At 69.4% G+C, this 22094-nt stretch carries 20 protein-coding genes and 2 tRNA genes; 9 read left to right on the top strand and 13 right to left on the bottom strand.

Features of this window, described 5'->3' with window-relative positions; translation table 11 throughout:
• Positions 1-325: 325 nt before the first annotated feature.
• From ACFWW9_RS01290 to ACFWW9_RS01280, 3 genes are all read right to left on the bottom strand, one after another.
• A tRNA-Met gene (locus ACFWW9_RS01290) sits at positions 326-399 on the bottom strand.
• A 240-nt stretch (positions 400-639) separates the two neighbouring features.
• A tRNA-Met gene (locus ACFWW9_RS01285) sits at positions 640-713 on the bottom strand.
• A gap of 102 nt (positions 714-815) precedes the next feature.
• Positions 816-3830 (bottom strand): UPF0182 family protein, encoded by a 3015-nt coding sequence (locus ACFWW9_RS01280; RefSeq protein WP_390370380.1) that lies wholly within the window; start codon positions 3828-3830, stop codon positions 816-818.
• A gap of 173 nt (positions 3831-4003) precedes the next feature.
• On the opposite strand from ACFWW9_RS01280, the gene ACFWW9_RS01275 reads away from it, so the two are divergent.
• A complete protein-coding gene (locus tag ACFWW9_RS01275; protein ID WP_390370492.1) occupies positions 4004-4537 on the top strand; it encodes a PPA1309 family protein in 534 nt (177 codons plus the stop codon).
• 34 nt (positions 4538-4571) lie between these two features.
• Here the strand turns inward: ACFWW9_RS01275 and ACFWW9_RS01270 are convergent, their stop codons facing one another.
• Entirely contained in the window at positions 4572-5702 is a 1131-nt protein-coding gene (locus ACFWW9_RS01270; protein WP_390370379.1) for a PDZ domain-containing protein, read from the bottom strand.
• 102 nt (positions 5703-5804) lie between these two features.
• Here ACFWW9_RS01270 and ACFWW9_RS01265 point away from each other — a divergent pair, with 102 nt between their 5' ends.
• Positions 5805-7133 carry a zinc-dependent metalloprotease gene (locus ACFWW9_RS01265; RefSeq protein WP_390370378.1) on the top strand — a complete coding sequence of 443 codons (1329 nt, stop codon included), beginning with the start codon at positions 5805-5807 and terminating at the stop codon, positions 7131-7133.
• A gap of 847 nt (positions 7134-7980) precedes the next feature.
• Here ACFWW9_RS01265 and ACFWW9_RS01260 read toward each other — a convergent pair.
• Complete coding sequence (locus tag ACFWW9_RS01260) at positions 7981-8523, bottom strand: M48 family metallopeptidase (protein ID WP_390370377.1); 543 nt, start codon at positions 8521-8523, stop codon at positions 7981-7983.
• 237 nt (positions 8524-8760) lie between these two features.
• Here ACFWW9_RS01260 and ACFWW9_RS01255 point away from each other — a divergent pair, with 237 nt between their 5' ends.
• From ACFWW9_RS01255 to ACFWW9_RS01240, 4 genes are all read left to right on the top strand, one after another.
• Positions 8761-8916, top strand: coding sequence for a DUF5679 domain-containing protein (locus tag ACFWW9_RS01255; RefSeq protein WP_170156312.1), 156 nt, complete (start codon positions 8761-8763; stop codon positions 8914-8916).
• Between the two features lie 147 nt (positions 8917-9063).
• Positions 9064-10122, top strand: coding sequence for a ThiF family adenylyltransferase (locus tag ACFWW9_RS01250; protein ID WP_390370376.1), 1059 nt, complete (start codon positions 9064-9066; stop codon positions 10120-10122).
• Between the two features lie 60 nt (positions 10123-10182).
• A complete protein-coding gene (locus ACFWW9_RS01245; protein ID WP_390370375.1) occupies positions 10183-11493 on the top strand; it encodes an ABC1 kinase family protein in 1311 nt (436 codons plus the stop codon).
• Positions 11494-11578: 85 nt separating this feature from the next.
• Entirely contained in the window at positions 11579-12136 is a 558-nt protein-coding gene (locus tag ACFWW9_RS01240; protein ID WP_390370374.1) for a hypothetical protein, read from the top strand.
• A gap of 469 nt (positions 12137-12605) precedes the next feature.
• Here ACFWW9_RS01240 and ACFWW9_RS01235 read toward each other — a convergent pair whose 3' ends face one another.
• The 6 genes from ACFWW9_RS01235 to ACFWW9_RS01210 form a co-directional block, all read right to left on the bottom strand.
• The gene (locus ACFWW9_RS01235; RefSeq protein ID WP_390370373.1) at positions 12606-12779 is read right to left on the bottom strand and encodes a hypothetical protein; all 174 of its coding nucleotides are present in this window, start codon (positions 12777-12779) and stop codon (positions 12606-12608) included.
• Positions 12776-13681, bottom strand: a complete 906-nt coding sequence (locus tag ACFWW9_RS01230; protein WP_390370372.1) for a class I SAM-dependent methyltransferase — start codon at positions 13679-13681, stop codon at positions 12776-12778. Before ACFWW9_RS01230 ends, ACFWW9_RS01235 begins: the two co-directional genes overlap by 4 nt.
• Before the next feature lie 69 nt (positions 13682-13750).
• The gene (locus ACFWW9_RS01225; protein ID WP_390370371.1) at positions 13751-13978 is read right to left on the bottom strand and encodes a hypothetical protein; all 228 of its coding nucleotides are present in this window, start codon (positions 13976-13978) and stop codon (positions 13751-13753) included.
• Positions 13975-14376, bottom strand: coding sequence for a WhiB family transcriptional regulator (locus tag ACFWW9_RS01220; RefSeq protein WP_390370370.1), 402 nt, complete (start codon positions 14374-14376; stop codon positions 13975-13977). Before ACFWW9_RS01220 ends, ACFWW9_RS01225 begins: the two co-directional genes overlap by 4 nt.
• Positions 14377-14489: 113 nt before the next feature.
• On the bottom strand, positions 14490-14777 hold the full coding sequence (locus tag ACFWW9_RS01215) for a hypothetical protein (RefSeq protein ID WP_390370369.1): 288 nt from the start codon (positions 14775-14777) through the stop codon (positions 14490-14492).
• Between the two features lie 151 nt (positions 14778-14928).
• Positions 14929-16980 carry an ATP-dependent DNA helicase UvrD2 gene (locus ACFWW9_RS01210; protein WP_390370368.1) on the bottom strand — a complete coding sequence of 684 codons (2052 nt, stop codon included), beginning with the start codon at positions 16978-16980 and terminating at the stop codon, positions 14929-14931.
• 81 nt (positions 16981-17061) lie between these two features.
• Between ACFWW9_RS01210 and ACFWW9_RS01205 the strand changes: the two genes are divergently transcribed.
• Positions 17062-17808 carry a DUF4191 domain-containing protein gene (locus tag ACFWW9_RS01205; protein WP_390370367.1) on the top strand — a complete coding sequence of 249 codons (747 nt, stop codon included), beginning with the start codon at positions 17062-17064 and terminating at the stop codon, positions 17806-17808.
• A 646-nt stretch (positions 17809-18454) separates the two neighbouring features.
• Here the strand turns inward: ACFWW9_RS01205 and ACFWW9_RS01200 are convergent.
• Complete coding sequence (locus tag ACFWW9_RS01200) at positions 18455-18928, bottom strand: RDD family protein (protein ID WP_390370366.1); 474 nt, start codon at positions 18926-18928, stop codon at positions 18455-18457.
• Between the two features lie 232 nt (positions 18929-19160).
• Here ACFWW9_RS01200 and glnA point away from each other — a divergent pair, with 232 nt between their 5' ends.
• On the top strand, positions 19161-20585 hold the full coding sequence (gene glnA / locus ACFWW9_RS01195; RefSeq protein WP_390370365.1) for a type I glutamate--ammonia ligase: 1425 nt from the start codon (positions 19161-19163) through the stop codon (positions 20583-20585).
• Between the two features lie 322 nt (positions 20586-20907).
• Here the strand turns inward: glnA and ACFWW9_RS01190 are convergent, their stop codons facing one another.
• Positions 20908-21549, bottom strand: a complete 642-nt coding sequence (locus tag ACFWW9_RS01190; RefSeq protein WP_390370364.1) for a hypothetical protein — start codon at positions 21547-21549, stop codon at positions 20908-20910.
• A gap of 247 nt (positions 21550-21796) precedes the next feature.
• Here ACFWW9_RS01190 and ACFWW9_RS01185 point away from each other — a divergent pair, with 247 nt between their 5' ends.
• The gene (locus ACFWW9_RS01185) at positions 21797-22051 is read left to right on the top strand and encodes a hypothetical protein (protein WP_390370363.1); all 255 of its coding nucleotides are present in this window, start codon (positions 21797-21799) and stop codon (positions 22049-22051) included.
• Positions 22052-22094: the final 43 nt, after the last annotated feature.

Below are 22094 nucleotides of genomic sequence, written 5' to 3'. Positions count from 1 at the left end.
CCCGTGACCCGACCGACGCGACGCCTGCCCCGCCCGCCGACGCCCACGACGCACCGCCGATGCCCCCCCCCAACGAGGGCCCCACCCGGAACGCCCCCCCCCCCCCGGGGCCCCCCCCACTTCCGCATTTATCGGGGTTTCCAGAGGGCCGGCGACCCGAGAGCTTCGGACTTCCGCACCAAGTGGACGGTCGCGACTCGCGTTCCAGCCAGCTTCGAGGGACCACCGCGACCCGAGTCCGCCCGAGCCGCTCTTCGACTTCCGACTTCCGCGCACAACGAAAATCCCCGCCTGGCCAATGGCCAGGCGGGGATCTCCGATTCAGTAGCGGGGACAGGATTTGAACCTGCGACCTCTGGGTTATGAGCCCAGCGAGCTACCGAGCTGCTCCACCCCGCGCCGCTTAACTTCATTTACTTGTTTCACTCTGTCCTGCTGAGAACAACTATACACCCTTCCGCACCCGCTTTTTACCACCCCCGCCCAAGGCCTGTTTCCGCAGTTCACACCCCCCGCGGAACCCGCGGCCACCACTACGCCGACGAGAGGCCGCCACAACCGCCTCACCAGCCACACGCACCCGTGAATGCAAAAGACCCCCGATAGGGCCGAAGCCGTATCGGGGGTCTTTTGGACCAGTAGCGGGGACAGGATTTGAACCTGCGACCTCTGGGTTATGAGCCCAGCGAGCTACCGAGCTGCTCCACCCCGCGCCGTTGTTGCTAAGCAGAACTGTACGCGGCCCCGCCCCGCGGATGCAAATCGGGTGGCCCCCACGTGCTGGGGACCACCCGATTCAGCTGCTCAGAGCGTTGTCAGCCGGAAGGCGTGGGCGTCGGCTGCACCACCGAGGACGACGTCGGCGTCGACGACGCGCCCGCGTTGGCCGCCTCCCACTTCTTCGTCGCGTCGTCCAGCGCCTTGTACGCGTTGCCCAGCGCCGCGAAGTCACCACTGGCCTGGGCGGACTTGATCGCGCCCAACGCCGTCTGGATGTCCTTCACGGCCTGCGCCAGCTCGGGGCTGGACTGCCCCGAACCCGGCGGCGTGGACGTGGACGGCGACGTCGGCGTGGTCGACGGCGTCTGGCCGGGGGTCTGGCCCGGCGTCTGCCCGGTGCTCGGCACCTGCGCCGCGGCCCCGGTCAGCACCTGCTCCAGCGCCTCGGACAGCGTCGGCGCGTACCCGACCTTGTCGCCGAAGCTCACGAGCACCTTCGACAGCTGCGGGAACGACGTGTTCTGGCTCGCCCGCTCGATGTAGACGGGCTCGACGTACAGGAGCCCGCCGCCGACGGGCAACGTCAGCAGGTTGCCGTAGACGACCTTCGTCTTCTGCTGGGTCAGCAGGTTCAGCTCGGAGCTGACCGTCGCCGACGTCAGGAACTGCGTCTGGATCTGCTGCGGACCCTTGGCCTCGTTGTTCAACGTCAGCACGCTGATCTTGCCGTAGTTGTCCGGGTCCGATCTCGCCGTGACGTAGGACGCCATGAACTCCCGGTTCTGCCGGACCAGCGAGCTGGTCAGCTGGAAGCTCACCTTGTTCGAGTCCGAGGAGGTCGGGTCGCCCGCCACCACGTAGAACGGCGGCTGCTGGTCGCGCGGCTGCTGCGCGGCCTGCGCCTGCTGCTCCAGCGTCGTCGCGTTGTCGATCGTCGGGTCGGACGGCACGCCCCAGAACGAGACGCCGGAGAAGAAGTCCCTGGGCTCGCTCACGTGGTACTTCGACAGCGTCTCGCGCTGGACCTTGAACAGGTCCTCCGGGTAGCGGAAGTGCTCGCGCAGCGACGGGGAGATGTCGCTGTTCGGCTTGACCGTGCCGGGGAACACGCCCATCCACGCCTTGAGGACCGGGTCCTGCGTGTCCATCTCGTAGAGGGTCACCGTGCCGTCGTAGGCGTCCACAGTGGCCTTGACCGAGTTGCGGATGTAGCTGATCTGGTCGTTCGGCAGCTGCGCGACGCCGGGGAGCGAGTCGTTGGTGACCTCGCCGAGGGGGGTCTTCTTGGCGTACGGGTAGTTGTCGAGCGTGGTGTAGCCGTCGACGATCCAGGTGATCTTCCCGTCCACAATGGCCGGGTACGGGTCGCCGTCGACCGTCAGCCACGGGGCGACCGCTTCGACGCGGTCCCTCGGGTGCCGGTTGAAGATGATCCGCGAGTCGTCGGTGATCGCCTGGTTGAAGAGGATGTTCCGCTCGCCGTACGCGGCGGCGAACACCAGCTTGTTGAAGATGCCGCCGATGCGCACGCCGCCGGAGCCGGTGTAGGTGTACGACGAGCTGTCCGTGTCGTACTCGCCGGGGGCGCCGGAGTCGCGACCGCCGACGATGGCGTAGTCACCGGGGCTGCCCAGCTCGCCGTAGTAGGTGCGCGGCTGCTCGACGCCGAACGGGCCGGGCTGCACCTTGCCGTCCGGGGCGACCTCGCTGGCCTGGAAGACCGGGTAGCCGCCGTTGCCGCCGTTGTCGGCCGGGGTGTTGACCTTGCTCGCCTCGGCGGCGACGAAGCCGTTGCCGTGCGTGTAGATCAGGTGCTGGTTGATCCAGTCGCGCTGGCCCTGCGGGATGCCCGCGGTGTTCAGCTCGCGGACCGCGACGATGTAGTCCTGGAGCTGGTTGTCGATCTTGTACCGGTCGACGTCCAGCTTCTCCGGGAACCCGTAGAACGGCCGCAGCTGCTGGAACTGGGTGAACGTCTTGGCGACCACGGCGGGGTCGAGCAACCGGATGTTGCCGAGCGTCGCCTGGTCCTTCTTCAGCTCGTCGAGGGACACGTTCTGCTTGCCCTCGTACGGTTTCGTCTCGACCTTGTCGTCGGTGAGCCCGAACGCCTGCTTCGTCGCGGTGATGTTCCGCTTGATCGACTCGGCCTCGCGCTCGATCGCGTTCGGCTTGACCGAGAACTGCTCGAGCACCGCGGGCCACGCGGCGCCGACGAGCACGCTGGACAGGATCAGCAGCACCGTCGCGATCGCGGGCAGCTGGAGGTTGCGCAGCACCGCGCCGACGAAGAACGCGATCGCGCAGAACACCGCGATGCACAACAGGATCAGCTTGGCGGGCAGCACCGCGTTGAGGTCGGTGTAGGTCGCGCCGTTGAACTTGTCGTTGCGGTCGGAGAACAGCAGCATGTACCGGTCGAAGAAGTACGCGACCGCCTTGAGCAGCACGAACACACCGGCCACGATGGACAGGTGCGCGCGCGACGGGCCGGACAGCTGGCCGCCGCGGCCCGCGAGGCGGATGCCGCCGAACAGGTAGTGCGACACGACCGCGCCCACGAACGACACCGCGGTCGCGATGAACAGCCACGACAGCAGCCACGTGTAGAAGGGCAGCTTGAAGGCGTAGAACCCGATGTCGTGACCGAACTGCGGGTCGGTCACGCCGAACGGGGTCGCGTTGAGGAACAGCTGGAGCTGCTGCCAGTCGGCCTGCGCCGACGCGCCGGCGATCAGGCCGATGAGGACGGGGATGCCGATCGCGAACAGGCGCATCCGGCGCGACACGACCGCGCGGTACCGCGCCACCGGGTCGTCGGGGCCCGTCACGGGCACGAACACAGGCCGCGTGCGGTAGGCGATGATCAGGTTGATCGCGACGAGGCCGCCCACGAGAAGGCCGATGCCGACGAACAGCCCGAGCCGCGTCAGCAGCACGGTGCTGTACACCTCGCGGAAGTGGACCTCACCGAACCACAGCCAGTTGACGTACGTGCCGAGCAGGCGTGATCCGGTGATCAACCCGACGAGGAGCACGCCGCCGATGATCAGCAGCAGCCTGCTTCGTCGGGACAGTTTGGGCAGTCCGACCGGGGGCCGTGTGGCCACGGTGCACCCTCCAGGTTCGCAGTGTGTCGATAGTCGGCTGGCCGACGTCTTCAATTAGTACGTTCTGTCCAACTCTACGGAGGCCGTGCCGAGTTCCCCGATCGGTCGGCCGATCTCGGCCCTGCCGGTGCTCCTCCGCGTCGTGGGATGCGACCATAACGACCGTGTCAGACATTCATTCGACGGAGAACTCGCCCGTGCTCCTCCGCGCCGTCGCGCGCGAGGTGGAGGAGTTCGTGGCCACGGCGGGCTGGGACCAGGGGCTCCAGCTGTTCGCCCTCGTGCCGACGGCCGAACTGCTCACGCAGCAGCCGGAACTCGCGGGCCAGCTCGACCCGGAGGCATCGCCGCTGACCCCGATCGCGCAGGACGAACTGCCGGACACCGACCTCGCCCAGGCGCTGCTCGGCATCGTCTGGCCGGACGTGGTCGTCGGGTGCGCGCTGGCGCAGGAGATCCTGGTGCTGCCGCCGGAGGCCGAGGAGAAGCTGCGCGCCGAGGAACTGGGCGACGAGGAGGCCCGCGCGTTCGCCGCGGCCCACCCGCAGCGCCGCGAGGCCCGGCTGGTGGCCGCCGTGCTGCGCGACGGCACCGCCGCGTGCGTGCTGCACCTGCGCGGGAACACGGAGATGCCCGACGAGGTCGTGGAGCACCCGGAGCTGGCGCCGAACCTGACCGACGCGCTGCTGGAGACGTTCAAGCCGTAGCCCCGCGCGTTCGCGCTGGGCGAACGCGCGGCGGTCAGCAGCCGGGCGTGTCCTTGCCCGCGACGACCGCCTCGACGGCCTGCACGGCGCCGGTCAGGGTCTCCACCTTGACCAGGCGCAGCCCCTCGGGGGCCTGCTGCTTGGCCTCGACGCAGTTGTCCGCGGGGACGAGGAAGGTCGTGGCGCCGCCTTCCTTCGCGGCCACCATCTTGAACGGGATGCCGCCGATGGGGCCGACCTCGCCCTTCTCGTTGATCTCGCCGGTGCCCGCGATGGACTGGCCGCCGTTGAGCTCGCCGGGCGTCAGCTTGTCCACGATGGACAGCGCGAACAGCAGCCCCGCCGACGGTCCGCCGACCTCGGGCACGCCGATCTTGATCTGGAACGGGGCGTCGGCGCGGTCGACCGCGAGCACGCCGAGGAACCCGGTCGTGCGGTTGTCCGCGCGGCCGAGCGGCACCTTCGACGTCTGCTGCTTGCCGTCGCGGTCGTAGGTGATCTCGATCTCGTCGCCGGGCTTGGTGTTCTCCAGCGCGGCCTTGACGTCGTCGGCCACGCCGATCTGCTTGCCGTTGACGACGCGCAGCCGGTCGTTCGGCTGGAGCACGGCGTCGGCGGCGCTGCCCTTGGTGATCTCGGCGGCGAGCACCTTCACCGGGTACCCGAGGTAGCGCAGCGCGGCGACCTCGGCGCTGGTCTGCGAGTCCTGGAACGCCTTGGTGTTCTGGTCGCGGACCTCGTCCTTGGAGACGCCGGGCTTGAAGAACTCCTCGCGCGGCGCCAGCGCGTACCGGCCGCTCACCCACAGCCCGAGCGCGCCGAACAGGGAGAGGTCGTCGATCAGCGACACCGTGGTCATCGTCAGGTGGCCGCCGGTCGGGAACGTCTCCTGGCCCTCGATGGACACCACGTTCGCGCCGTCGACCTGGCCCAGCGTGTCGTAGGTCGGGCCGGGGCCGAGCGCCACGTACGGCACCCGCGCGAACCCGCCCGCCAGACCGAGCGCGATCACCACGAGGAAGCTGAACACCAGCGTCCACGTCCGGCGGGTCAGGCCCGACCGGTCCGATGGCGGCGGCACCGCGGACGCGACCGGGCCACTCGTCGTTGCGCCGTCGTCGCCCACGACGGTGTCCGTGGTCCCGCCTTCGCTGTGCTCGCTCACGATCCGACAGAGTACGACCACCGCATGTGGATGACGTGACGTCCTCACGCTCGCAGCGAACCTGGGCCGCGCGCCCAGGCGTCCCCGCGTAACGTTAGAGGCATGACTGACCTGCCGTTCGGGTTCGGGCCGTCGGACCCGGACGATGCCAACCGCAAGCCCTCGGACCCCGCCGGGCAGGGCAATCCCTTCGACTTCAACCAGCTCGGCGCGATGCTGAGCCAGCTCGGCGCGATGTTCAGCAACCAGAACGCGTCAGCCGGTCCGGTGAACTACGACCTCGCCAAGCAGATCGCGCTCCAGCAGCTCGCCGGAACCGGCGGCACGGGCATCGGGTTCGCCCCCGACCAGGACAAGGCCGTCACCGACGCCGTGCACCTAGCCGAGATGTGGCTGGACCCGGTGACGTCGCTGCCCGCGGGCACGCGTGCCGTGCAGGGCTGGACCGCTCGCGACTGGGTGGAGCGCACGCTGCCGACGTGGCAGCGCCTGTGCGACCCGGTGGCGCGACGCGTCTCCGGCGCGTGGGTCGAGGCGATGCCCGCCGAGGCCAAGGAAGCCGCCGGACCGCTGCTGTCGATGCTCGGCCAGATGGGCGGCATGGCGTTCGGCTCCCAGCTGGGCGGCGCACTGGCGCAGCTCGGCTCCGAAGTCCTGACCTCGACCGACGTCGGCCTCCCCCTCGGCCCGGAGGGCACGGCGGCGCTGCTCCCGGCGAACATCGAGAAGTTCACCGAGGGCCTGGAGCGCCCGGCCAGCGAGGTCATGGTGTTCCTCGCCGCCCGCGAAGCCGCCCACCAGCGCCTCTTCACCCACGTCCCGTGGCTGCGCCAGCGGCTGCTGGACACGGTCGAGGAGTTCGCCAAGGGCATCAAGGTCGACACCAGCGCCCTGGAGCAGATGGCCGGCCAGATCGACCCGTCGAACCCGGAGAGCATCGAGGAGGTCATGAAGTCGGGGATGCTCGAACCCCAGACGACCCCCGAACAGCAGGCCGCCCTGGCCCGCCTCGAAACCCTCCTGGCCCTCGTCGAGGGCTGGGTCGACGTCGTCGTCTTCGACGCCGTCGGCGAACGCCTCCCCGGCGCGGCCGCCCTCCGCGAAACCCTCCGCCGCCGCAGGGCCAGCGGTGGCCCCGCGGAGCAGACGTTCGCCACCCTCGTGGGCCTGGAACTCCGCCCCCGCCGCCTCCGCGCCGCCTCGGCGCTGTGGAAGCTGGTCGGCGACCAGCACGGCACCGAGGTCCGCGACAGCCTGTGGGAACACCCGGACCTGGTCCCCAGCGCGACCGACCTGGACGACCCGCTGGAGTTCGCCGAACGCCTGGGCAACACCCGCAAGGCCCTGGAAGACCCGATGGCCGAACTGGAACGCACCCTGGCCGAGGAGAAGAAGGCCGAAAAGCCGGACGACAACTCCCCCGAAGCCTGACCCAACACCCCCGCCGAGGCCACCACGCACACCACGTGGTGGCCTCGCCGTTTGTCCGGACCACTCACCCAGCCAGACCCACGTCACCCAGCGACAAGCCACACCCCTTCAGCCAGGACATGCGTCCACCTCGGCACACGCCCCCGCCCACGGCCTGCCACCCGCACCACCCGGCTGCCTTCACCAAGGCCGCGACCTCCCATCCGGCCACCAGCCGCGCCACCAACGGCCTCCATCTGCCCCACCCACACGCAGGCAACAGCCTGACCACCAGCCGTTCCTTCCCCCTCCAGGTCAGGCCACAGCCGCGCGTCGCCCCACACCCACTCGGCCCGCCAGCCTCACCTAGCCGCGAACCACACACCCCTCCTGTGCACATCCACCTCACCGGCCCAAGCCTCACCCCATGCCACGGCGTCCACACCTCTCGCCGATCCGCGGCTGGCCGCGCACGTCGCCGACCACACCATCCGGCTCGCCCTCACCCAGACCTCGGCCCGCACCACGTCCGGCGACAAGCCCAGACTCGCCGCCCACCACACCGGCCCGCCCTCACTCAGGCCCAGCCGCCCACATCCGGCGACAAGCCCACCCAGGCCCGCCACCCCACACTCAGGCGGCCGCACACCACGGCCACCCACTTCACAGGCAGGCCTCACCCAAGCCCACAGCCACCCACCCACAGACCGGCCCTCACCCAGGCCCAGCCTCACGCCACCGGCCCGCCCTCACCCCAGGCCGTGACCCTCCACCTATCCCACGCACTCCCGCTCAGCGCCGCATCCAGCCACCTGGTCAGCCACCCCACCCTCCCGGCTCACCCCAGGCACCAGCCCTCACCCCCAAGTCAGTCCTCCTCGATCCCCAATCCCGCGGCCGCCGAGATCCCCTCCAGGTACCCCATGGCCCGCTCCGACTTCGGGTACCGGTGCACCAGTTCCCAGAAGTCCTTCCCGTGCCCCGGCACCCTCAGGTGCGCCAACTCGTGCACCAGCACGTAGTCCAGCACCCACGACGGCACGTCCCGCAGCCGTTCGCTGACTCGAATCGTGCCCTCGGTGGGCGTGCACGACGCCCACCGCGTCTTCATCGGCGGCACCCAGCGGACGCTCGTCGGCTCCGCCTCGTCGTCCAGGTACCGCGAGGCCAACTCCTCGCAGCGGAGCAGCAGGGCCTCGTCCGACGTGCGCGCCGGCGAACGCCGTCGGGTCTCGCTGCGCTGCAGGCGGCTGAGCATCTCCGCCACCCAGTGTTCTTCCTCGCCCTTGCTCATGCGGGCGGGGAGCAGAACGACAACCGTGTCCCCCTCCCGGTACGCGCTGACCATGCGGCGCCGCCGCGCGCTGCGGCGGACCTCCACACGGGTTTTGGCTACCTGCGGTTCGGCCATGGCTCCCACGGTAAGGCCACCCACCGACAATTCGGGGCCGCCAAGCGGCCGTGAGGGATGACACGGTCGGGGCAGATTCCACCGAAAGGCGGCTGGACACGCGCTGGCGGACATGCAGGCATCCGCACGCGTCCGGAGGTAGCGTGCGGAGCAGGCCCCCGAGAGCGGTGCAGAAAGCCCCGCTCTCACGACGCTGTCGCCGCCCGGCGGATGTCAGCCAAAGCAAGGGAGGAACCCGTGGCCGAGACCTACAACGGCTACTGCGTGAAGTGTCGCGAGAAGCGCGACTTCTCTGGAGAGATCCACGAGAACAACAACCGCAGGATGGCGAAGGGCAAGTGCCCCACGTGCGGCACCACGGTCACCCGAATCCTGGGCAAGGCCAAGGTCTGACGAAACCTGCTGGTGGGCGGCCTGCACGGCGCCCACCAGCACGTTCGTCGACCGCTCGTCAAGACCTCTCGACACGCCCTGTGGACAACTCCGGGGCCTGTGGACAAGCGTTTTGCCCCTGTCGAATCCGGGAGCACGCTGACCCCCGTGACCACCGAAACCGCGGAGCGGGACCTCTCCCGCCGCCCCCGAGTCCTGCCCGGTCTGCCCGTCCTGCTGCGCTGCAAGGGCGAGGTCCAGATCGGCACGGACCCCCGCCACGCCGTCGTCGTGGACGATCTCCCTCCCCCTTTCGTGGATGAGTTGCTGTCTCTCGACGGCCGCCACACGGTCGCTGAACTGGGTGAACGTTTGGCGGCGCGGGACACCGACCCGGCCGAGTTCCTGAGCCTGCTCGACGAGCTCGAGGAGGTCGGTCTGGTCGACGAGATGGTGCCCGTCCCCAGCAGGCTGAGCGCCGAGACGACGAGCCGCGCGCTGCGCACCGGCAGGTCCGGAACGGGGATCGTGGACACCCGCAGCAGGCTCGCGGTCGTCGTCCACGGCAACGGCCGCATCGGCGTCGCCATCGCCTCGATGCTCGCCGCAGCGGGCGTCGGGCGCGTGCACATCGTCGCGTCGGGCCGGGTCGGCCCGGAGGACGTCGGGTCCGGCTACCTGGAGACCGACGTGGGCCGTCCCCGGCGGGACGCCGCCGTCGAAGCCGTCGAACGCGCGTGCGGCGACGTGCGCACGGGGTGGCTGACCAGCACCGGAGCGCCGGACATGGTGGTGCTGACCGACTCGCTGGTGCCGCCGCCGCAACTGCTGAACTCGCTGATGGCCGAGGGCACCCAACACCTGGTCGTGCGGGTGCGCGAGGGCACGGCCGTCGTGGGACCGCTGGTGGTGCCGGGTCGGACGAGTTGCGTGCGGTGCTCCCACCTGCACCGCGCGGACCGCGACGGGGCGTGGCCCGCGGTCGCGACGCAGCTCGCGGACCGGACGCAGCCCGCGGACGTGGCGTCGGCGGCGGTGTGCGCGGCGCTCGCGGTGGGCCAGGTGCTCGCCGCGCTCGACCCCGTCGTGGTGGGCCTGAGCCCGCCGACGACCTGGAACACGGCCCTCGAGGCGCAGCCGCAGCTGGGCGTCGTCGAGCGCGTCGACTGCCCGCCCCACCCCTCCTGCACCTGCGGCAGCGCGAGGGCTTCACGTCCCGCTGTGTAGGTTTCGTGGTGAACAGGCGTTCCACTGCGACTTCGACAACGGGCGGGGGAGAATCACCGGGTGAGCGAGATCCCGCGCAAGGCCGTCCAGCGCACCGCCAAGTTGGCCACCCTCCCGATCGGGGTGGCCGGGCGGGTCGTCGGCGGCTGGGGCAAGCGACTGAGCGGCATGAGTTCCGAGCAGGTCAACGCCGACATGACGGCGAAGACGGCGGAGCAGGTGTTCGCCGTGCTCGGCCAGCTCAAGGGCGGAGCCATGAAGTTCGGCCAGGCCCTGAGCGTGTTCGAGGCCGCGGTGCCGGAGGAGATGGCCGCGCCGTACCGCGAGGCGCTCACCAAGCTCCAGGCGGCGGCGCCCCCGATGCCGACCCGCACGGTCCACCGCGTGCTCGCCGAGCAGCTCGGATCGGCGTGGGCGAAGCGGTTCGTCGAGTTCGACGACGAGCCCGCGGCGTCCGCGAGCATCGGCCAGGTGCACCGCGCGGTGTGGCACGACGGCCGCGAGGTCGCCGTGAAGGTGCAGTACCCCGGTGCCGACGAGGCGCTGAACGCCGACCTCAAGCAACTGCTGCGGTTCAGCAGGCTGGTGCAGGCGATCATGCCCGGCGCCGAGGTGAAACCGCTGCTGGAGGAACTGCGCGACCGGATGGTCGAGGAGCTCGACTACCGGACCGAGGCGGACAACCAGCGGACGTTCGCGAAGGCGTTCGACGGCGACGACCACGTGCTCGTGCCCAAGGTCGTGGCCAGCGCGCCGAAGGTCGTGGTCAGCGAGTGGATCGACGGCACGCCGCTCGCCACGATCATCCGCGAGGGCACGCGCGAGCAGCGCGACCTGGCGGGCAGGCGCTTGTCCGAGTTCCACTTCTCGGCCCCGAGCCGGTCCGGGCTGCTGCACGCCGATCCGCATCCGGGCAACTTCCTGCTCGGCGACGACGGCAGGCTGCGCGCGATCGACTTCGGCGCGTGCGCGCGACTGCCCGACGGCCTGCCGAGGACCCTGGGCGTGATGACCCGGCTCGCGCTGGAGAAGCGTTCCGGCGACCTGCTCGACCTGCTGCGCAGCGAGCACTTCATCCGCCCCGGCACCGAGTTGGCGGGCGAGGACGTCCTCAACTACCTCGGCCCGTTCGTCGAACCGCTGCGCGAGGAGACGTTCAAGTTCACCCGCAAGTGGCTCCAGGGCCAGGCGGAACGGGTGGGCGACCTGCGCAAGCCCGACTCGCGCACCGGCCGCTCCCTCAACCTGCCCCCGCAGTACCTGCTCATCCACCGGGTCACGCTCGGCGCGACCGGCATCCTCTGCCAGCTGGACGCCGAAGTGCCCGCCCGTTCGATCGTCGCCCGCTGGCAGCCAGGCTTCGACGACTGACTTGAGTTATCCACAGGCGGGGTAGTTATCCACAGATCGGAAATTGCCGCTCGCCTGCGGTCGCGCCGTCCCGCACGATCGACACATGACGATCAACGACGGCGTGACCAGCACCTCTGACCTGCTCGAAGCCGGAGTGGCGAGGTACACGATCGAAACCAGGTGCCGCCCAGGCGGCCCTTGGCGTCGCCTGCTGCCCGGCGTCCTCCTGCTCAGCCCAGGAGAACCGACCAGGCGACAACGCCTGCGGGCCGCCCACCTCTACGCGGGCCCGCAGGCGGTCATCACCGGCGTCGACGCCCTCCACGACCGGGGCCTCAACCAGTTGCCCCTGCCTCCGCGCGTCCACGTCCTCCAACAGGCGGACCAACGCCTCAACAACCACGACTTCCTCCTGCTGGAACGCACCTCCAGACGCCCACCGGTAGTCCCCGACGCGGACCTCCCCCTGGCCACCCCAGCCAGAGCGACCCTGGACGCCGCCCGCCGCGAACACCACCCCCTCCGCCTCCACCAACTGCTCGCCGCCGTACTCCGCGCAGGCCTCTGCACCCCCACAGACCTGTTCACCGAACTCGACGCGGGCAGCAAACGCGGCGCGGCCGCCCCCCGAGCCGCGCTACGAAGACTCCTGACCCACTGACCTCCCCACCCTCAACGAAGCGCAGGCAGCCCACCGGCACAGCACGGACTCAGCAGGTATCCACCGCGCCTTGAAAGAGCGCGACCCCGAACACCAAGCCCTGCACCCCCGCAGCGCCCACCACTGTGCGCCTGTACTGCCTCCAGCCCTCGCGGAAGCCGCAGCCTTCGGGGCCACCTCACCTAACTCCGAAGACCGGCAGCCATCGTTTCTCCCTGGTCTGCCGCTGACCACCCTCGGCCGCTGACGTCTCGCAACTCATGCCCGCCCAACACTCCGGGGCGCTTCCACAGCGCGACAACACCGAAAGGGGTTCCCATCAGGTAAAACACGCCATCATCGCGAGCACATCCGCCCGGCAACGCTGGTGGGACGCCGTCTCATCGCGCGCCCAGGTATCCCGCAGCCCAGTCACCCGTGGGGCTGGCGACATCGTCCCTATAAAGAAATAAGGTGGGGCTCTCGCCCGCTACCAGTACTCAGAAGGAAGTTTGGCTTCCAGGTCGCGGACGTGAGCTCGGGCGCAGGTGTGGCAGAGCCAGGTCTGGACGCCTCGGTCGCGGTCGCTGACCCAGGCGAGGCGTTCGGCCGGGTCGGTGACGGTGTCGCGGTTCCTGCCGCAGCGGGAGCAGGTTTCGGTCATCGTCTCTGTCCTGTGTGGACCGTGTTGGTCTGGAGGAAGAAGACGTCTTCGCGCAGGCCGATGTAGTTCGGGTCGCGGGGGTCGAGGAGGGTGCGGACGGCGGTGCGGTCGGCGGGGTGGAGGAGGTCGCCGGTGACGTCGGCGCGCCAGTGGAGCCAGTCTTCGATGGAGTCGCGGACGACCGGCTTCGTGGGGGCCGGGTGGTCGACGGTGTAGCTGAAGGCCGTGACGTCGTGCAGGCCTGCTTCGGTGAGGACGACGTTCCAGCCGGTGGTGAGGCGGACGGCGTTGGGGATCTGGTCGCGCATGCGGGTGAACCACTGGGCGCGGGCAGCGGCCAGGCGGTCTTGCAGGCCGGGCTCGCCGACGCCGAGGTCCCACGGCAGGCAGCGAGTTTCCAGGCCGCCTTCGGCGAGGGCGAACCAGCCGCCGGGTGCGAGGGCGGCGATGAGGTTGAGGGCGCCCTGGCGCTCGTCCGGGAGGTGGTGCAGGACGTTCGAGGCCCACACGAGGTGGGCGGCGGCGGCGAACTCCGTCGGCCGCTCGGTGGCGATGTCGGCCAGCACCGGGCGGACGCGGACCGTGGTGGTCGTGCTGTCCGACTCGTAGCTCGCGGCGGCGCGGGCCGCGGTGGTGGCGGCGTCCAGCAGTTCCGGGACGGCGTCGACCAGCACGACCGTGCCTCCGCCGCGGGCGCACAGGGCTTCGGTGAGGGCGACGCTCATGCCGCCCGCGCCGGAGCCGACGTCGATGACGGTCGGGTTGTCCGGCAGTGCGCGGACGAGTCGCCTGGCGACGACGCGCAGAGCGTCCGCGTGCAGCTCGTCGGCGCGGCGCATCGCGATCAACCGCGAGGGCCAGTCGATTCCGTCGTGCGTGTGTCCGTGCGAGTGTCGTGCCACCTCCGCACCGTACCCATGACTCCGGCCGCTCTCCCGTCGAAATGGGGAGAGCGGCCGGAGTCGCTCGGATCAGAGTTCGCGAGCTGAGCGGAGCGCCCGCTTCTGGGCCCAGCCGGACAGTCGACGCCAACGGTTGGCGACGACCAGCCGGTGGGCCAGTCGTTGGCGTTCAGCGAGATTTTCGGAATCTCGCATTCGGGCACGTGCGAGGTCTTCATGGAGCAACATTCGGCCGATCCCCTGGTTCTTGTGGTCGAGGTGGTGCAGTTCGTCGCTGGTGATTCGGTTCGTGGTCACGCGGCGGCCTCCTGGCTGGTAGCCCCCCGGACGACGGTCGCGGCGGGCGCCGCGGGAACAACAGGTGCGGCGTCCTTGCGAGGACGGCCACGAGGACGCTTGCGCGCGATGACGGCGCCGCGCTCGAAGATCTCGCCACCCCAGACACCCCAAGGCTCGTGGCGAGCCAGTGCTCCGGCGAGGCACTCGGCGATCACGGGGCAGCCGACGCAGAACGTCTTGGCCTTCTCGAGCTCGGCGGGGGCGTCCGCGAACCACAGGTCGGGGTTGTTGGTGCGGCAGGGCAGGTCGAGGCCGGCGTCGGGGGCGGTGTCGATCAGACACGCGACACCCGCTCCGCCGTGGTCGGTGGCCTCGGGGAACGTTCCGCTGGTTATCGGAACGGTTGCGGTCAACATCAGGTGAACTCCTGTCGAGGTACTGCGATGGGGTTGTTTCAGACAGCAAAAAGGCCGCGGTCCCTGTGTGGGTCCGCGGCCTAGGTGAGCCAGGTAGTCCTGACAGTCCTGTGTCAGGTTCTACTTCGCTCGTGCGCGGACGGCGCAGTGATCGAGTTGTTCTCAGTGGTGACGCCGGCAGTGATGACATCCGCAACGTCCACGCCCACAACGGCCGTGTTCGCAGGAGTGCCGCCCGTGTAGACGGTCGGCAGCTGGATCAGCAGGCCTCGCTCGGCGCTCCACGGCTGGGCGTGGCGAACGCGGGCAGACTTCTGCCCCGCAGCGAGTTCCATCGGCGACACGCAAACGACCCCGGCCGAGAGGTGACCGGGCATCGTGAAGAGGTTGAGAGTCTTCACAGTGGTCACCTCCATCAACGGGCTCGTGGTTGGCAAGTCGGTTTCGTTCTCTTCCCCAGTCGGGCACTCCGTGCCCGGCATCAGCAGGTTACGAGGCCTCGTAGGAGGCGTGCAACCGCTTTTTCGAAATCTCTTCCGATCGGATGGATTTTCACCGTTCGCCCTGGACAACGCCCAGTACGTCGGCTCCGAACTTGTCGAGCTTCGAGGCCCCGATGCCGGAGATCGAGACCAGTCCGGCGTTGTCCGCCGGGCGCACTTCGGCGATCGCCACGAGGGTCGCGTCGGTGAACACGACGTAGGACGGGACCTTCAGCTCACGGGCTCGCGCGGCCCGCCAGACCCGCAGCCGCACGAGCAGCTCCTCGTCCACATCGGACGGGCACCTGCCGCACCGGCCGAGCTTGATGGCCTGCGTCCCCACCAGCGTGGACTCGCACACCCGGCACACCGGCGCGGGCCGCTTCTGCAACGGTTCGCGCTTCGCGCCGAGGGCGGCGGGGTGGTCGTCGGGCACGAGGCCGTACATGAACCGGCTGCGCCGCCGGTACTTCCGCCCGCCCGCCGCGCGGGCCAGCGCCCACGACAGCCAGAGGTGTTCCCGCGCGCGGGTGACGCCGACGTACAGGAGCCTGCGCTCCTCCTCGATCGCCGCGTCGTCGCCGTCCGCGTGCATGATCGGCATCGTGCCCTCGACGAGCCCGACGAGGAACACCGCGTCCCACTCCAGGCCCTTGGCGGCGTGCAGCGAGGCGAGCGTCACGCCCTCCACCGTCGGCGGGTGCTGCGCCTCGGCGCGCAGGTCCAGCTCGACGGCGAACCGGGCGAGGTCCGCGCCCTCGACGACGGTCGCCAGTTCCTCGGCCAGCTCGACCAGCGCGAGCAGCGACTCCCACTTCTCCCGCGCGGAACCACCGGCGGGCGGCTCGTCGGACAGGCCGAGCCGAGCGAGCACCTGCCGCACCTGGCTGGGCAGGTCGCCCTCGGGGGGCGTGCGGCTCGCGGTCCGCAGCGCCACCATCGCCTGCCGGACCTCGTTGCGCGCGAAGAACCGCTCGCCGCCGCGCACCTGGTACGGGATGTCCAGCTCGGTCAACGCCTGCTCGAACACCTCGGACTGCGCGTTCACCCGGTACAGGATCGCGATCTCGCTCGCGGACACGCCCTCGGCGAGCAGCTTGCGCACGCGCTGGGCGACCATCGCGGCCTCTTCGGGCTCGTCGCCGAACTCGGTGAACGTCGGCCGCGGCCCGGACGGGCGCTGCCCGATGAGCTGGAGCCGCGAGCCCGCCGGACGACCGCGAGCCCACTTGATGACCTCGTTCGCCAGGCCCACGACCTCCGGCGTCGACCGGTAGTCGCGCTCCAGCCGCACGACGTGCGCCTCGGGGAACCGGCGGCCGAAGTCGAGCAGCGGGCGCGGCGAGGCCCCGGCGAACGAGTAGATGGTCTGGTTGGCGTCGCCGACGACGGTCAGGTCGTCGCGCTGCCCGAGCCACGCGTCCAGCACGCGCTGCTGCAACGGCGTGACGTCCTGGTACTCGTCGACCACGAAGCACCGGTAGCGGTCGCGGAACTCGTCCGCCACGTCGCTGTGCTCCTCCAGCGCGGCGGCCGTGTGCAGCAGCAGGTCGTCGAAGTCGAGCATCTGCGCGCGGTTCTTGAGCTGCTCGTACGCCTGGTAGACGAGGACGAGCTGCTCGGACGGCACCGGCGTGTCCCGGTTCTTGCTCGCCGCGGCCTGCGGGTAGCCCTCCGGCGTGATCAGCGACGCCTTCGACCACTCGATCTCGCTGGCCATGTCCCGCAGCGACTCCGGCGACGTCGGCGCGCCCACCCGGTTCGCGGCCTGCGCGATGAGCCGCAGCTTGCCCTCGACGAGCTGCCACTGGTCGCCGCCGACGACCCGCGGCCAGAAGTAGCGGAGCTGCCGCAGCGCGGCGGCGTGGAACGTGCGGGCCTGCGCGGCCGTCACGCCGAGCGCCCGCAAGCGCGTGCGCATCTCCCCCGCCGCCCGCGCGGTGAACGTGACCGCGAGCACCTGACCAGGGGCGACGTGCCCGCGCTGGACCAGGTAGGCGATGCGGTGGGTGATCGTGCGGGTCTTGCCGGTGCCCGCACCCGCGAGCACGCAGACAGGCCCTCGCGGGGCCTCCACCGCGGCGCGCTGTTCCGGGTCGAGTCCCTCCAGCAGCGGGTCCATGCGGAGCAGTCTCGCAGACAGTCCGGCAACGATTGTGGGAGGCGGTGAACGTGATGTCGTCACAGCCGTATCCTGGTGGGCATGGCTGGTAAGCAGGACAAGGCTGCCAAAGTGGACAAGACGGCTGCCAAGGAGGCGAAGAAGGCGCGGCGCGCGGCTTCTCGCGCCAAGCGCGGGCAGATCTTCGAGGCGTTCAAGATGCAACGCCGCGAGGACAAGGCCCTAGTGCCGCTGATGGCGGGAGCGGTGCTCGGCGCGACGGCGTTGGCGTTCGGCATCGGCTTCATCTTCGACATGCAGTGGGTGTTCCTGCCGATGGGCATCGCGCTCGGCGCGCTGCTGGCGGTGATCATCTTCGGGCGTCGGGTCCAGGCGAACGTCTTCAAGAAGGCGGACGGCCAGCCGGGTGCGGCGGCGTGGGCGTTGGAGAACCTGCGCGGCAAGTGGCGGGTCACGCCCGCCGTCGCGGGGACGACGCAGCTCGACGCGGTGCACCGCGTGATCGGGCGACCCGGTGTCGTGCTGGTCGCCGAAGGCGCTCCGCACCGGGTGAAGGCGCTGCTCGCGCAGGAGAAGAAGCGCGTGTCGCGGGTGATCGGCGAGACGCCGATCTACGACGTGACCGTCGGCTCCGAGGAGGGCCAGCTCCCGCTGCGCAAGTTGCAGGGCTACCTCATGAAGCTGCCGCGCAACATCACGACCGCCCAGGTCGACACGATCGAGGGCAGGCTCGCCGCCCTCGCGAGCCGCGGCGCGGCGCTGCCCAAGGGCCCGATGCCCGCGGGCGCGAAGATGCGCAGCGTCCAACGCACCATGCGCAGGCGCTGAGACCCCACTCACGCGACGAGGCCCCGATCACGATGCGTGATCGGGGCTTTTCGTGCACCGCATTTTTCCACAGCCCATACTTTTTCACTACCAGCACTTTTTCAGAGACTGCAATTTTTCAGGGCCCGCACTTCCAGACGCGGACAGCGCCTTCACGAGCAGGAGTGGTTCACAAGAGCAGCCACGTCACGAGCCGGGCCGGTTCGCACGAGCGGGCTCTTCGCAAGCTGGACCAGGTTCGCGCGAACGGGCCCTTCACGAGCTGGACCAGGTTCGCGCGAACGGGCCCTTCACGAGCTGAACCAGGTTCGCGCGAACGGGCCCTTCACGAGCTGAACCAGGTTCGCACGAGGAGGGTCTTCGTGAGCGCGATCAGGTTCGCGCGAACGTGCACTTCGCGAGCAGGACCAGACTCGCACGAGGAAGGTCTTCGTGAGCAGGATCAGGTTCGCGGGAGCGAGCCCTTCACGAGCCGAACCAGATTCGCACGAGGAGAGCCTTCGTGAGCAGGACCGGGTTCGCGCGAACGTGCACTTCGCGAGCAGGACCGGTTCGTGTGAGCAAGCTTTTCGCGAGTTGGGCCAAGCTCTTGCCCGAGGGTTGCCAAGATCCTCCGGCCGAGGATCTCAGCGGGTCTTCGTGGGTCTCAGCGGACCCGGATCACCACGGTGTTGCTCGCCTTGTCGTGCAGGCAGCGGCCGTCGGCGTCCCAGATCACAGCGGGGATGACCAGGAAGATCAGCCCGGTGCGCAGCGCGGCCCTCGGCAGGCCGACCAGTGGTGAGCCGTCCAGTCGCGCCACCCGGAGGCCGAAGATCGCGTGGCCGGGGGTGAAGCCGAAGAACGCGACGGCGACGATCGTGATCGCGAACCAGGACAGCAGGCTCCAGTTGCGCGGCAGGTCGGGGTAGGTGAACAGGCCCGCCACGCCCGCTGCCAGCAGGAAGTCGGTGAGGATCGCGAACGCGCGGCGACCGCTGGACGCGATCGAGCCGGGGCCGGTCTGCGGCAGCCCGAGGCGTTCACCCTTGAAGCGCTGGCCGGTCCCGTCGCCGGAATCCGCTCCCGGCTCCAGGACGCTGCGCGGGCCCGAAAGCCACGAACCGGTCCATTTGCTCACACCTACAGAGTAGTGCCGTGCTCACTCGGTGAGTACCGGCAGGTCGGCTTGCCCCCGGTGCGTGCCCCGTTAACACTGGCGAAACATCAGAGTGACGGCTGGGCAACACCGGCGACATAGCGTCACCCTCGATGGCCGGCCGCGATCCCGTGACGGCGTACAACCGCGCCCCGCTCAGGGTCGACAGGGCTAGCGGACAGCACAGCACTCAAGACGTGAGGAGTCGACGAGGGTGTTCAAGAATTCCGACGAGGTCCTGAAGTACATCTCCGACGAAGGCGTGAAGTTCGTCGACGTGCGGTTCAGCGACCTTCCCGGCGTGATGCAGCACTTCACGCTCCCGGTGTCGGCCTTCGACGCGGACGCGATCGCGGAGGGCTTGGCGTTCGACGGTTCCTCGGTCCGGGGCTTCCAGTCGATCCACGAGTCGGACATGCTGCTGCTGCCCGACCTCGCCACGTCTCGCCTCGACCCGTACCGGATCGAGAAGACGCTGATCATCAACTTCTTCGTGCACGACCCGTTCACCCGCGAGGCGTACAGCCGCGACCCGCGCAACATCGCGCGCAAGGCCGAGCAGTACCTGGCCGAGTCCGGCATCGCCGACACCGCGTTCTTCGGTTCCGAGGCCGAGTTCTACATCTTCGACTCGATCCGGTTCGAGAACAAGGAGAACAAGTCGTTCCACGAGATCGACTCGATCTCCGGCTGGTGGAACACCGGCCGTGAGGAAGAGGGCGGCAACAAGGGCTACAAGGTCAAGTACAAGGGCGGCTACTTCCCCGTCAGCCCGACCGACCACTACGCCGACCTGCGCGACAAGATGGTCCTCGACCTGGAGGCCTCGGGCTTCTCCGTCGAGCGCGCGCACCACGAGGTGGGCACCGCGGGCCAGGCCGAGATCAACTACAGGTTCAACACGCTGCTGCACGCGGCCGACGACCTGCAGTTCTTCAAGTACATCATCAAGAACCGCGCCCACGCCGAGGGCAAGACGGTCACGTTCATGCCCAAGCCGCTGTTCGGTGACAACGGCTCCGGCATGCACACGCACCAGTCGCTGTGGAAGGACGGCGCGCCGCTGTTCCACGACGAGTCCGGCTACGCCGGCCTGTCGGACACGGCCCGCCACTACATCGGCGGCATCCTGCACCACGCGCCGTCGCTGCTGGCGTTCACCAACCCCACGGTGAACTCCTACCACCGCCTGGTCCCCGGCTACGAGGCCCCGGTCAGCCTGGTCTACTCCCAGCGCAACCGCTCGGCGTGCGTCCGCATCCCGATCACGGGCAACAACCCGAAGGCCAAGCGCATCGAGTTCCGCTGCCCCGACTCGTCGGGCAACCCGTACCTGGCCTTCGCCGCCATGATGATGGCGGGCCTGGACGGCGTGAAGAACAAGATCGAGCCCCCGGCCCCGATCGACAAGGACCTCTACGAGCTCCCGCCCGAGGAGGCCAAGGACGTCAAGCAGGTCCCGGCCACGCTCGACGCCGTGCTCAACAGCCTCGAGGCCGACCACGAGTTCCTCCTCGAGGGCGGCGTCTTCACGCCGGACCTCATCGAGACCTGGATCGCCCTCAAGCGCGAACACGAGATCGACCCGCTCCGCCTCCGCCCGCACCCGTACGAGTTCGCTCTGTACTACGACGTGTGACGCGTAGCTGAACGTCTGAGGGCCCCGTGCGATCCGCACGGGGCCCTCAGACGTTTCCGGCCGCGGCTCCGGATGGCCAGGTCGCAGGAGACACCCGACGGCGGCCACCAGGAGGACGCAGGACACCGACAGCTCGTCAGGTCCGGACCGCCGTCGGCCGACATGATCCTTTCGGGCAAGGTACCGGTCGCAACAATCCGTGAATCCCCCACGAAGAATCCTCGTTGTCCGAAACTCCACCGCTTGGAGGAATTCGTCCGGAAATGGCGAAAGCCCCCGAACCCGTGTTCGAGGGCTTTCGTGGATCGAGTGGTCTAGTGGTCTAGCGGGGGATCTCGATGCCGGGTACCGCTACCGCGCCGCCGGTCGGGGCTAGGGAGCCGGTGATGCCGTTGAAGGCGATGTCGATCGTCTTCGCGGTCTTGCCGATGTTCTGGTCGAGTTCCACGGTGCCGGTGATGCTGGCGCCCTTGGCGATGCTCACCGGCCACTTGCTGGTGGCGAGGGAGGCGCCGTACTCGCGCTTCTGGTCGTCCACGGCCTTGAACGGGCCGAGGGGGAGGTCCATCTTGGCGGTGCTGGCGTTGACGGCCGTGATGGACAGCTTGACGCGTCCGCCCTGGTTCTCGACCTTGGTGACCTCGACGGTCAGCAGGCCTCTCGCCTGCTTGAACGAGCCGGTGACGACCTTGGTCTCGGCGCTGGGGGTGGTGGAGGTCTCCGAGGACTCGGCGGTGGTGGAGCCGAGTGCGCCGTTGAGGCCGCCCTGGCCGCTCGGGGTCTCGCTGGTCGCGGACGGGGCTTGTCCCGTGGTGTCCCTCAGGTTGACGCTCAACGCGCCTACCCCGACCGTGCCCGCGGTGACCGCCTGGATGACGCCCAGGAGCACGAGCACTCCGAGCATGACCAGGCTAATCTTGAGGACCGTGTTGGTCTTCCTGAGGTGTTGGATCTCGTCGTCCATGACGTCCTTCGTCCGGGCGCGCGGCGTACTAACGTGAATGTGTCTCCGTTGAACCGAGTCAGTCTTGACATGAACAACGGCCGACGTCAATGCGAACGGGCATTTCGTTCACACTATTCGACGCTCTGTGAGCAAATCCGAACGCACCGTCGTAGACCGGGTGGTCTCGCGTCCAACCGGCGGAACATCCGGTGAACGGCGCGGGGCTGGCCGCGCGGGGCCCGGACCCGCGAGTTAGGGTCGCGCGGTGTCTGATGACGTAGCCGAATTCCACGCCCCGCAGTTGCTCTCCACCCAGATCGTCGAGACCGCGGCCGAGGCCGTCGAGGCGGTGCTCGCGGCCGACACTCTCGACCTGGGTGTCCGCGTCTACAACCGCCTCGTCCCCGACGACGACTCCGACGACACGCTGGTCGAGGAGTGGGTCATCGAGATCTACACCAACGCCCCGGCCGTCGACCCCGATGACGACGAGGACGACGACGCCCCCGCCGAAGACTGATCCACCGAACCACCCGCTGGGCCCCGTGGGATCCGCACGGGGC

The sequence above is a fragment of the Umezawaea sp. NPDC059074 genome, assembly GCF_042738955.1.
Taxonomy (GTDB): Bacteria; Actinomycetota; Actinomycetes; order Mycobacteriales; family Pseudonocardiaceae; genus Umezawaea.
This window is presented reverse-complemented; position numbering and strand designations above follow the sequence as displayed.